This window comes from Pseudomonas sp. 5P_3.1_Bac2, assembly GCF_025465995.1.
GTDB lineage: Bacteria > Pseudomonadota > Gammaproteobacteria > Pseudomonadales > Pseudomonadaceae > Aquipseudomonas.
Map to the genome: position 1 here is coordinate 42,452 of NZ_JANLNY010000027.1, position 12,351 is coordinate 54,802.

At 61.5% G+C, this 12,351-nt stretch carries 8 protein-coding genes; all 8 read left to right on the top strand.

Annotated features, from left to right (window positions below):
• Positions 1-100 precede the first annotated feature (100 nt).
• The 8 genes from panB to NTD81_RS16855 all read left to right on the top strand — a co-directional run bounded on the left by panB (position 101) and on the right by NTD81_RS16855 (position 12,351).
• Positions 101-901 (top strand): 3-methyl-2-oxobutanoate hydroxymethyltransferase, encoded by an 801-nt coding sequence (panB, locus tag NTD81_RS16820; RefSeq protein ID WP_262183815.1) that lies wholly within the window; start codon positions 101-103, stop codon positions 899-901.
• The gene (gene panC, locus NTD81_RS16825; protein WP_262183816.1) at positions 898-1,758 is read left to right on the top strand and encodes a pantoate--beta-alanine ligase; all 861 of its coding nucleotides are present in this window, start codon (positions 898-900) and stop codon (positions 1,756-1,758) included. The genes panB and panC overlap by 4 nt, the downstream gene beginning before the upstream one ends.
• 130 nt (positions 1,759-1,888) lie before the next feature.
• On the top strand, positions 1,889-3,553 hold the full coding sequence (gene pgi / locus NTD81_RS16830; protein WP_262183817.1) for a glucose-6-phosphate isomerase: 1,665 nt from the start codon (positions 1,889-1,891) through the stop codon (positions 3,551-3,553).
• Between the two features lie 102 nt (positions 3,554-3,655).
• On the top strand, positions 3,656-5,593 hold the full coding sequence (gene acs / locus NTD81_RS16835; RefSeq protein ID WP_262183819.1) for an acetate--CoA ligase: 1,938 nt from the start codon (positions 3,656-3,658) through the stop codon (positions 5,591-5,593).
• 66 nt (positions 5,594-5,659) lie between these two features.
• A complete protein-coding gene (locus tag NTD81_RS16840) occupies positions 5,660-6,538 on the top strand; it encodes an oxygenase MpaB family protein (protein ID WP_262183820.1) in 879 nt (292 codons plus the stop codon).
• Positions 6,539-6,622: 84 nt separating this feature from the next.
• Positions 6,623-7,801, top strand: a complete 1,179-nt coding sequence (locus NTD81_RS16845; RefSeq protein ID WP_262183821.1) for an acetyl-CoA C-acetyltransferase — start codon at positions 6,623-6,625, stop codon at positions 7,799-7,801.
• Positions 7,802-8,160: 359 nt separating this feature from the next.
• Positions 8,161-9,177, top strand: a complete 1,017-nt coding sequence (locus NTD81_RS16850) for a class I SAM-dependent rRNA methyltransferase (RefSeq protein WP_262183822.1) — start codon at positions 8,161-8,163, stop codon at positions 9,175-9,177.
• Between the two features lie 96 nt (positions 9,178-9,273).
• Positions 9,274-12,351 (top strand): DUF748 domain-containing protein, encoded by a 3,078-nt coding sequence (locus NTD81_RS16855; protein ID WP_262183823.1) that lies wholly within the window; start codon positions 9,274-9,276, stop codon positions 12,349-12,351.

The following is a 12,351-nucleotide window of genomic DNA, read 5'->3' on the forward strand; positions in this document are numbered from 1 at the left end:
TAGGCGTCCCGTTGCCCCGCACCGGTGCAATCCTAGGCCAAGGCAGGCCACTTTGAAGCAGTACAACTGCCGCCTGAACGCCTGAGTGAGGACAGTTTTGATGCCTGATATAACCCTGACCACCCTGCAAAGCCTCAAGCAGAGCGGCGAAAAAATCGCCATGCTCACTTGTTACGACGCCACCTTCGCCCACGCTGCCTGCCAAGCAGGGGTTGATGTGCTACTGGTCGGTGACTCCCTGGGTATGGTTCTGCAAGGCCACGACAGCACGCTGCCTGTCAGCGTGGCAGACATGGCTTACCACACCGCCAGTGTTAAACGTGGCAACCAAGGCGCCTTTATCATCACCGACCTGCCCTTTATGGCTTACGCCACCCTGGAGCAGACCCTGAGCAACAGCGCGGCCTTGATGCAGGCCGGCGCCCATATGGTGAAGATGGAAGGCGCTGCTTGGCTGGCCGAACCGATTCGGCAACTGGCCGAACGCGGTGTACCCGTGTGTGCCCACTTGGGTCTGACCCCACAAGCGGTCAATATCCTCGGTGGCTATAAGGTCCAAGGCCGCCAGGACGCCCAAGCCCGCCAGATGCGTGCCGACGCCATGGCCCTGGAGCAAGCCGGCGCCGCCATGTTGCTGCTCGAATGCGTCCCCAGTGAACTGGCCGCAGAGATCACCCAAGCGGTAAAAATCCCGGTGATTGGCATTGGTGCCGGCAGCGCCACCGACGGCCAAGTGCTGGTCCTGCACGACATGCTGGGGCTGTCCCTGAGCGGTCGCACGCCGAAGTTCGTCAAAGACTTTATGCATGGCCAAGGCAGCATCGTCGGGGCCATGAGCGCCTACGTGAAGGCCGTTAAAGAGCAAAGCTTCCCCGCGGCTGAACACGGATTTAGTGCATGAACACTGTAAAAAGCGTGCGCGAGCTACGCGCCGCCGTTGCCCAGGCCCGCGCCGAAGGCAAACAAATCGCCTTAGTACCGACCATGGGTAACCTCCACGCCGGCCACGCCGCCCTCGTCCAGCGGGCGGTGCAGCGCGCTGACTTTGTCGTCGCCAGCATTTTTGTCAATCCGTTGCAATTCGGCGCCAGCGAAGACCTCGACAAGTACCCGCGCACGCTCTTGGCTGACCAGGAGAAACTGGTCAATGCCGGCTGCCACCTGCTGTTCACCCCAGACGTGGAGGAGATGTATCCCCACGGCATGGACGGCCAGACCCGCGTCAGCGTGCCCGGCGTCTCAGAAGGGCTGTGCGGCGCCAGCCGTCCCGGGCACTTTGAGGGCGTCGCGACGGTGGTGAGCAAGCTGTTCAACATGGTCCAGCCGGATCTGGCCTTCTTTGGCGAGAAAGACTTCCAGCAATTGGCCGTGATCCGCACCTTGGTGCGCGACCTCAATATGCCGATTCAGATCATTGGCGAGCCCACGGTACGCGCCGAAGACGGCCTGGCGCTGTCGTCGCGCAATGGCTATCTGACGGCTGAGCAGCGCGCCGTCGCGCCGCTGCTGTATCGCACCCTACAAGAGATCGCTGCGGCGCTCAGCGCGGGAGATCGTGACTACGCAAAGCTGATCCAACACGCGCAGGCGCAACAGACTGCGGCGGGCTTTAGCCCTGACTACCTGGAAATTCGTGAAGCCAATAGCCTGCAACCGGCCACTGCCGATGATCAGCAAGTGGTGATTGTGCTCGCGGCCTACCTGGGCAAAACCCGCCTGATCGATAACTTGAGCGTGGATTTGTCCAAGTCGGTCTAAGTCAGGCGTTAGGCAGGTTGCCAGCCCCCTACACCTGCCAGTTAAACTCAAGGCCCGGGTCAACCCGGGCTTTTTTATGCCAAACCGTACAATTGTTTAACCGTCGAATAAGGACAAGGACCACCCCATCATGGCCTATTACCAACAGCCGCATCACGTGACTGGCCTGCCAGCTTGGCAAGCTTTGCGCGAGCATCGCCAGCAAATGGCTGGCTTCAGCATGCGCGATGCCTTTGCCAATAACGCGCAGCGCTTCGAGCAGTTCTCGCTCAACCAATGCGGCCTGCTGTTGGACTATTCGAAAAACCTGATCAGCGAGCAAACCCTGCAACTGCTGATCGACCTAGCTGAGCAAAGCCAGCTACCGGCGTCGATCCAAAGCCTGTTCAAAGGCGAGCAGGTCAACGCCTCCGAAGGTCGCGCCGCACTCCACACGGCCCTGCGCAGCCCCATCGGGCGGACCTTAAAGCTCGATGGCGTGGATCTGATTCCACAAGTCCACCGTGTCCTCAACCAAATGACCGAGCTGGTCGGGCGCATCCACAGCGGCCTGTGGCGCGGCTACACCGACAAGCCGATCACCGACGTGGTCAACATCGGCATCGGTGGCTCGTTCCTAGGCCCGGAGCTGGTCTCCGAGGCGCTGCGCCCCTTCACCCAGCGCGGTGTGTGGTGCCATTACCTGGCCAATATCGACGGCAGTGAGTTCCGGGAACTGACCGCCCGCCTCAACCCGCAGACCACCTTGTTTATCGTCTCGTCGAAATCCTTTGGCACCTTGGAGACGTTGAAGAACGCCCTCGCCGCCCGCGATTGGTACCTGGCCTTGGGCGGCCCGCGCGATGAATTGCACAAACACTTTATTGCGGTGACCAGCAACGCTCCGGCGGCCATTGAGTTCGGCATCAAGGCCGAGAACATCTTCCCCATGTGGGATTGGGTCGGCGGGCGTTACTCGCTGTGGTCGGCCATCGGTTTGCCGATTGCCCTGGCCATCGGCATCACCAACTTCAAAGAGCTGCTGGCCGGCGCCTACGCCATGGACCAGCACTTCACCCAAGCGCCGCTGGGGCAAAACATGCCCGTCATCCTGGCGCTGCTAGGCATTTGGTACGGCAACTTCTGGGGCGCCAAGAGCCAGGCGATCCTGCCTTACGACCACTACCTGCGTAACTTCACCAAGCACTTGCAGCAGTTGGATATGGAGTCCAACGGCAAATCCGTGCGCCAGGACGGCAGCAGTGTCGACTTCAGCACCGGTCCGGTGATCTGGGGTGGCGTTGGCTGTAACGGTCAGCACGCCTACCACCAGTTGCTGCACCAAGGCACCGAGCTGATCCCGGCCGACTTTATCGTCCCGGCTAACAGTTTTAGCCCGCTGGCCGACCACCACCAGTGGTTGTTCGCCAACTGCCTGTCGCAAAGCCAGGCGCTGATGCACGGCAAAAACCGCGCCGAAGCCGAAGACGAACTGCGCCAGCAGGGCTTAAGCGAAGCCGACGTGCAGCGCTTGGCCCCGCATAAGGTGATTCCAGGCAACCGCCCCAGCAATATGCTGGTGCTCAACCGTGTCGACCCACTCACCCTCGGCGCCCTGATTGCCCTGTATGAACATAAGGTCTTCGTGCAAAGCGCCATCTGGGGCACCAACGCCTTCGATCAATGGGGTGTGGAGCTGGGCAAAGAACTGGGTAAAGGTGTCTATCAGCGCCTCACCGGCGAGCTGAAAGAGCCAGCCAGTGATGCCTCGACCCAAGGCTTGATTGATCACTTCCGTGATCGTCATCGTGGCTAACAGAGGCTAAATACAAGGAATAGCCTGAGACAACACTTGAACCAAGCGCTTGCTTGGTTCAACCTTGTGAGCATTGCGGAACACAACAATAAAGGAGCCGCCATGTTTGAGATCTCCCGCCACCCCGTGACTGACGCCGTGCGCCAGCGTGCCCATCTGAATAACGATGATTACCTGCGCCTGTACCAGCACTCCATCAGCGACCCGGACAGCTTCTGGGCCGAGCAAGCCAAACAATTTCTCGACTGGTCAGCACCTTGGCACAGCGTGCGCAGCGGCAATCTGCTGCAAGGCGCAGGCGCTTGGTTTGCCGGCGGCCAGCTTAACGTCAGCCACAACTGCATCGACCGCCACCTGGCCAGTCGGGGCGAGCAAGTGGCGTTTATCTGGGAAGGCGATAACCCCAACGACTCGGCCAAGATCACTTACCGCCAGTTGCACGAGCAGGTCTGCCGGCTGGCCAACGTGCTCAAAGCCCGGGGCGTGAGCAAGGGCGACCGGGTCTGCATCTACATGCCGATGATTCCTGAAGCCACCTACGCCATGCTCGCCTGCGCCCGCATCGGCGCCGTGCATTCGGTAGTGTTCGGCGGCTTCTCCCCGGATGCCCTGCGTGACCGTATTCTCGATGCCGATTGCCGGGCAGTCATCACCGCCGATGAAGGCGTACGCGGCGGCAAGCACATTGCCCTGAAAGCCAATGTCGATAAAGCCTTAAACAGCTGCCCGGATGTCCGCAGCGTGATCGTGGTGCAGCGTACCCAAGGCCAGATCGACTGGGTCGCAGGCCGTGACCTCTGGTATCACCAAGCAACTGCCGAGGTCAGCAGTCACTGTCCGGCCGAGCCGATGGACGCCGAAGACCCGCTGTTTATCCTCTACACCTCGGGTTCCACCGGTAAACCCAAGGGCGTGCTGCACAGCACCGGCGGCTACCTGCTGATGGCGGCCATGACCCACAAGTACGTGTTCGACTACCACGACGGCGATATTTACTGGTGCACCGCCGACGTGGGCTGGGTCACCGGCCACAGCTATATCGTCTACGGCCCGCTGGTCAACGGCGCCACCAGCTTGATCTTCGAGGGCGTGCCGAACTACCCGGACACCTCGCGCTTCTGGCAGGTGATCGACAAGCATCAGGTCAATATCTTCTACACCGCGCCCACCGCCCTGCGCGCCTTGATGCGTGAGGGTGACGCGCCGGTTAAGCGCACATCGCGCAGCAGCCTGCGTTTGCTCGGCAGCGTCGGAGAGCCGATCAACCCGGAAGCCTGGGAATGGTATTACCAGGTAGTCGGCGAGTGCCGTTGCCCGATCGTCGATACCTGGTGGCAGACCGAAACCGGCGCCATCCTCATCACCCCGCTGCCCGGCGCCACTGACCTCAAACCCGGTTCAGCGACCCGGCCGTTCTTTGGCGTGGAGCCGGTGCTGCTGGATGAACAAGCCAAGGTCATCGAAGGCGCCGGCAGCGGCGTGCTGGCGATCAAGAGCACCTGGCCGAGCCAGATCCGCAGCGTTTACGGCGATCACCAACGGATGATCGACACCTACCTCAAGCCCTACCCCGGTTACTACTTCAGTGGCGACGGCGCACGCCGCGATGAAGACGGTTACTACTGGATCACCGGACGGGTGGATGACGTGATCAACGTCTCCGGCCACCGTATCGGTACCGCCGAAGTGGAGAGCGCGCTGGTGCTGCACGATGCCGTCGCCGAGGCCGCGGTGGTCGGCTACCCCCACGACATCAAGGGCCAGGGCATCTACGCCTTTATCACGCCGATGAACGGCGTGGAGCTAACCTATGAGTTGAAGAAAGACCTGCTGGCTCTGGTCGGCAAGGAGATTGGTAACTTCGCCAAGCCCGAACTGATCCAATCGGCCCCCGGTCTACCCAAAACCCGTTCTGGCAAGATCATGCGGCGTATCCTGCGCAAGATCGCCTGCAACGAACTGGAAAACATGGGCGACACCTCGACCCTGGCCGACCCCAGCGTGGTCGACAGCCTGGTCGAGCAGCGCCTAAATCGCTAAAACCGCTGCACGTGGTGGCCGGGAGTGCGCTCCCGGCCCGGCGTCAGCCTCCTGAACTGGTTGAGTATGGAACTGCTGCGCCGCCGCATTGAAAACCAAGTGCTGAGCCTAAGTGGCATTGCCTTGGGACAAATCGATTTTAAAAACCCCAAGGGTGATCCCGGCCTGTTTGGCCCCCAGTCCATGTGCTGGCAGGTGCATGGCGACTTCACCAGCATGCTCATCGGCGGGGTCAGCGCCTTGCTGCTGCAAGCCCTGCATCCATTGGCCTTAGCCGGGGTGTGGGACCATTCCAATTTCCGTGAAGATTTGCTTGGGCGCCTGCGCCGCACCGGCCAGTTTATTTCCGGCACCACTTTCGCCGCCCGGGCCGATGCCGACTGGCTGATCGACAAAGTCAAAACCATTCACTTGCGCGTCACCGGCACCGCCCCCGATGGCCGAGCGTATGCCGCCAGTGATCCCGAGTTGCTGACCTGGGTGCATGTGGCGGAAGTTTTCAGTTTTCTCCAAGCCCATTTGCGTTACCGCAACCCTAAACTTGCCGGCGCCGAGCAGGATCGTTACTACGCCGAAGTGGCCTTGATTGCTGAGCGCTTAGGCGCCGAAGATGTGCCGAAAAGCCGCGCCCAGATCGCCGCCTATATCGAGCGTGTGCGCCCAGAGCTTGTGTGCGATGAGCGCTCCCAAGAAATCCTGCAGATTCTGCGCCGCGCCCCCGCGCCCAGTGCAATGGCTGCACAGGCCGGTAAAGTTTTTATGCAGGCCGGATTCGACCTGTTACCTTGCTGGGCGCAACAGCTGTTTGGTGAACCGGTTGGCGCGCTGCGCAGCCGGCTGATTCAACGTACCGTGAATGGTTTGGCGCCGACTTTGCGCTGGGCCGTGCGCAACGGTGCGGCGCACCACGCGCGTATTCGCCTGGGTTTACCGGCGCTGCGCTGAAATGAGTTTCGAGCCTGGCCCAGCCCCGCTGGCTGACTGGCTTTTCCTGCGCCGCCAGGCGCTTATTAGCTTAAGGATCGCGTTATGCAAGACGTCGTTATCGTTGCTGCCACCCGCACTGCCATTGGCAGCTTTCAAGGTTCGCTGGCCTCTATCCCAGCGCCTGAGTTAGGCGCTGCGGTCATCCGCCGCCTGCTTGAGCAGAGCGGTATTGATGGCGCGCAAGTGGACGAAGTGATCCTCGGCCAAGTGCTGACCGCAGGCTCGGGGCAAAACCCGGCGCGTCAGGCGGCGATCCTGGCCGGCCTGCCCCACGCCGTACCCGCGCTGACCCTGAATAAGGTCTGCGGCTCGGGCCTGAAAGCCCTGCACCTGGCTGCCCAAGCCATCCGCTGCGGCGATGCCGAAGTCGTGATTGCCGGCGGCATGGAAAACATGAGCCTGTCGCCCTACGTCCTGCCCGGCGCCCGCACCGGCCTGCGCATGGGCCATGGCAAAGTCATCGACACCATGATCACCGACGGTCTGTGGGACGCCTTCAACGACTACCACATGGGCATCACCGCCGAGAACCTGGTGGACAAGTACAGCATCAGCCGTGAGGAGCAAGATGCTTTCGCCGCTGCTTCCCAGCAAAAAGCCGTGGCCGCCATCGAAGCCGGGCGTTTTGCCGACGAGATCACGCCGATCCTGATCCCCCAGCGCAAAGGCGACCCGCTGGCTTTCGCCACCGACGAACAACCGCGCGCCGGCACCACCGCCGAGTCCTTGGGCAAACTTAAACCGGCCTTTAAGAAAGACGGCAGCGTTACCGCCGGCAACGCCTCCAGCCTTAACGACGGCGCCGCCGCCGTGCTGCTGATGAGCGCGGGCAAGGCCGCTGAGCTGGGCCTGCCGGTGTTGGCGAAAATCGCCAGCTACGCCAACGCCGGCGTTGATCCAGCCATCATGGGCATCGGCCCGGTCAGCGCCACCCAGCGCTGCCTGAGCAAAGCCGGTTGGGCGTTGAGCGACCTGGACCTGATCGAAGCCAACGAAGCCTTCGCCGCCCAGGCGCTGGCCGTAGGCAAAGAACTGCAATGGGACGCCAGTAAGGTCAACGTCAACGGCGGCGCCATTGCCCTGGGCCACCCCATCGGCGGCTCGGGCTGCCGCGTGCTGGTAACCCTGCTGCACGAGATGATCAAACGCGATGCGAAAAAAGGCCTGGCCACCCTCTGCATCGGCGGCGGCCAAGGCGTAGCCCTGGCCATCGAGCGTTAAACCCAGGCTGCCACGAGAAATGCCGGCCTTAGTCGCCGGCATTTTTTATGGAACATACCTGCCCGTAGCCTGAATCCCCCCATAGCCTGGATTAGCCGCGCAGCGGCGTAATCCGGGAGCCGAAAAAGTAAAGACCGCCCCACCACAACCGCTGCGGTAACACCGTGCAGTACCATCGGTGCAAACGCTGCGCGGTTGCCCCCTACGACTTGCACGGCAATGCTGCGCACGTGTCTAGCAGAAATGACTGGCGACTTCAGTCTGGTTGCAAATCCCCCCGGTTTTACCGGCAAAGCTTACGCCGCTAGCGACTCTGCTAAACTGCGCGGCCCTTATTCTTCTCCCCCAAGGCGCCTTGCATGCCCTCGTTGAATCAGGCGCTGCGCGCCGCCCTGCTGAACCGTGACCGCTTGCTGGGCGAGTTGCATGCACAAGGCACCGACTGTTACCGCCTGTTCCACGGCAGCCAAGAAGGTGCCGGCGGCCTGACCGTCGACCGTTACGGCCCACAGCTGATGGTGCAGAGCTTCCATCAGAGCCTGAGCAACGATGAGCTGATGATGGTCGCCGAGCAATGCCGCGCGCATCTCGATCTGCCCCTGTTGCTGGTCTACAACGACCGCTCGCGCAGTAACTCGCGGGTTGATCGCACAGACAGCGTCTATCAGCCAGAGGCGGCGGCATTGGAAGATATGGTCGGCCGCGAGTGGGACCTCAATTACCGGGTGCGCGGCCGCCACGCCGGACAAGACCCGCTGCTGTTTCTCGATCTGCGTAATGCCCGCGGCTGGGTTAAACAGCATAGTGCCGGCAAGACGGTACTCAACCTGTTTGCCTACACCTGTGGCGTCGGTCTGTGCGCCGCTGCCGGTGGCGCCCAAGAGGTGGTGAACCTGGACTTCGCCGAGGGCAACCTAGCCGTCGGCAAAGAAAACGGCCTGCTTAATCCGCAACTGCCAGCCATGCAGTTTGTGCAGTCCGACTACTTCCCGGCGATTCGCCAGCTAGCCGGCCTGTCGATCTCCGCACGCCGTGGGCAAAAGCTGCCGCATTACCCACGTTTGCAGCAGCGCCAATTCGACTTAGTCCTACTCGACCCACCGGCCTGGGCCAAGAGCGCCTTCGGCACGGTCGACCTGCTGCGCGACTACCAAAGCCTGCTGAAGCCGGCCATCCTCGCCACCGCCGAGGATGGCGTGCTGATCTGCTGCAACAACCTGGCGAAAGTGGCCATGGACGACTGGCGCGAGCAAGTGCTGCGCTGCGCCGACAAACTCGGTCGCCCCGTGCGTCAGTGGCAGGTGTTACCACCGGCGGCGGACTTCCCTTCCCATGACGGTCAACCACCGCTGAAGACCCTCATTCTGCAATTCTGAGTAATCGGTCACTGCGAATCTGAGGCTCTAGCCTGCGCGGAACTGTGTCTGCATGCCATACTCCAAGGCATTTACAGTCGGACAAATGACGCCCATATGCTTAAAGGACTAAAGCGCGCGTTGAGCGCCACCGCCATTGCCCTCATTCTCTACAGCTTGTTGGGCTTTCTGATCGTGCCGGGCATCGGCCTGCGTATCGCTAACCAACAGTTAGCCAACTACGCGGCGGTGCCAGCCAGCCTGCAACGCATCCAGTTCAACCCCTTTAGCCTTGAGCTAAGTTTGTGGGGCTTGCGCATTGGCGAGGCCGAACAAGAGCAGGTGGCTTTTGAGCGACTGTACGCCAACCTGCAAATCGACAGCGTGTGGCAGGGCCTGCTGCACTTGGCCGACGTCGAGCTGGACAAGCCGCACAGCGAAATCCTGTTTAACAAGGACGGCACGCTCAATCTCACCCAGCTGTTCAACCTGCCGCCCAGTGCGCCGGAAGATCCTAATGCGCCGCCCAGCGAGCCGTTTCCGCTGCGCATCGACCGCATCGCGCTCAGTGCCGGCAACGTGCACTTCCAGGATTTGCGCCCTAGCGAGCCGATCGAGTTCCTCTACGACGACCTAAGCTTTGAGCTGTTCAATCTCAGCACCCTGCCCGACGACAACGCCGAAATGAGTCTGATCGCCAACGGCCCGGCCGGTGGGCGGATCGATTGGAAAGGCAACCTGAGCCTGATTCCCTTTACATCCAGCGGCAGCCTGAAGGTTACCGACGGCAAACTTAAAGCCTTCTGGCCCTATGTGCGCGACGCCGTGCCGCTGGTGTTGGAAGACGGCAGTGTGGACATAGCCAGTGACTACCAGCTCGATCTGAGCAAAGGCACCGAACTGCTGCTCAACAACGCCCAGATCAACCTGCGTAACTTCGCCATCAAGAACCCAGCCGATAAACCCCTGCTGCGCGTCGCCAGCCTGGATGTCAGCGAAACCAGCCTGGACCTGGCCAAACAGCAAGTGGTGATTGGCAAGGTGCGCAGCAGCCAACTGGAAACCTGGGCCGCCCGTGAGGCCGATGGCCAACTGGATTGGCAGAAGCTGTTTGCCAGCCAGCCACCTAAAGCTAAGCCTGCTCCTGCTCCTGCTCCTGCTCCTGCACCAAGCCAGCCTGAAGCCAGCGCAGCAGTGGCCGCCACACCAGCCGCATCGCAGGCTCCGGCAAGCCCGGCAGCAACGGCAACCCCGGCGACCGATAAAGCCACCGTTGCCGACGGCAGCGCAGCCCCTGCCCCTGCCCCTGCCCCTGCCGCAGAGCCAGCCGCCGAGAGCAAGCCGTGGCAAGTGCTGCTGCGGGATGTCCAGCTGCGCGACTACAGCATCCATTTGGCCGACCGTGCGGCCGGTCCCGATGTGAAGATCGATCTGGCCCCGCTTAATCTCGACCTCAGCGACTTCGACAGCCTCGGTACCTCGCCGTTTAAACTCAAGCTCGATACCAAGGTCAACAAAACCGGCCAGCTCGGCGCCGAAGGTCAGGTGCAACTGACGCCGACCACCGCCAAACTCAAAGTACAAACCCGCGATCTCGACCTGCGCGTGGCGCAAGATTACATCTCGCCCTTCGTCCACCTGGAGCTGCGTAGCGGCAAACTGGGCAGCGACCTGAACGTCGATCTAGCCAGCGTTGAGCCCTTGGCGTTCGGTATCACCGGTAATGCCCAGATCAACCAGTTGCACACCCTCGACACCCTGAAAGACCGTGACTTCCTCAAGTGGCATCAAGTGCTGGTCGAAGGCTTGAATTACCAGCATGAGAAAGGCCTGGCCATCAGCCAGATCAAGCTGCAACAGCCCTATGTGCGCTTCATCATCAACGAAGACCTGACTACCAACGTCAATGACCTGCTGGTCAAAGATGAAACCAGTGCGGCGCCGAGCAAAGCTCCAGCTCCCGCTGCCAAGGCGGCGTCTTCGAGCAAGCCACTGCCGATTCGCATTGGCGGCATCAGCATCAAAGACGGCTCGGCCAACTTTGCCGACTTCAGCCTGACGCCGAACTTCGCGACCGCCATTGGCCAACTCAACGGCCAGATCGGCACACTGGATAATCAGAGCCCGCAGGCAGCCACGGTGTCGATTGACGGTAAGGTGGATAAGTACGCGCCGGTGACCATCAAGGGCAAGCTGACGCCTTTTGATCCGCTCAACAGCCTGGACATCGCCACCAGCTTTAAGAATGTCGAGCTGACCACCCTCACCCCCTACTCCGGTAAGTTCGCCGGCATGCGCATCCGCAAGGGTCGCCTGAACCTCGACCTGCATTATCAAATCGAGAAAGGTCAGCTCAACGCCGAGAACAAACTGCTGCTGGAAAACCTCCAGCTCGGCGAGAAGGTCGACAGCAAAGACGCCATGGACCTGCCGATCCGTCTGGCCGTGGCTCTATTGAAAGACACCAAGGGCAATATCGAAATTGAGCTGCCGGTCAAAGGCGACCTGAACAACCCAGAGTTCAGCGTCATGCCCATCGTCTGGCAGACCATGCGCAACCTGCTGCTGCGCGCCGTGCAGGCGCCCTTCAAGTTTATCGGCGGCCTGGTCGCCGGCGGTGCGGATGTGGACCTCAGCAGCGTGCGCTTCGGCCCAGGCAGCAGCGAGCTGGACGGGCCTGCGCAAAGCACTCTGGACACCCTGGCCAGCGCCCTCAAAGAGCGTCCGAGCCTGCGTCTGGAAATCGAAGGCATGAGCGCGGTCAGCAGCGACGGCCCGCTGCTCGCGGCCGAGCGTTTGGAGCGCGAATACCAGACCACTTGGTACAAGATGCTGCAGCGCCGTGGCGATAAAGTCCCGGCCAGTGCCAGCGAGCTGGAAGTGGCCGATGGTGACAAAGCCATTCTGCTCGAAGGCATCTACCGCAGCCGTCTGAAACAACAACCGCCAGCCGAGTGGGCGCAGCTTAAAGACGATGAACGGCGCGGCAAAATGCGCGAGGCGATCCTGCAGTCTTGGCAAGCCAGCGACGCCCTGCTGCGCCAGCTGGGCCAAGCCCGCGCCGGACAGATCAAGAGCTATCTGGTTGAGCGTGGCGGCCTGGCCGACCAGCGCCTGTATCTACTCGACACCGGCAAGGCGGAGGCCGCAGCCGATGGCAGCGTAGCCACCGCCCTGCACCTGGACAGCGAGTAA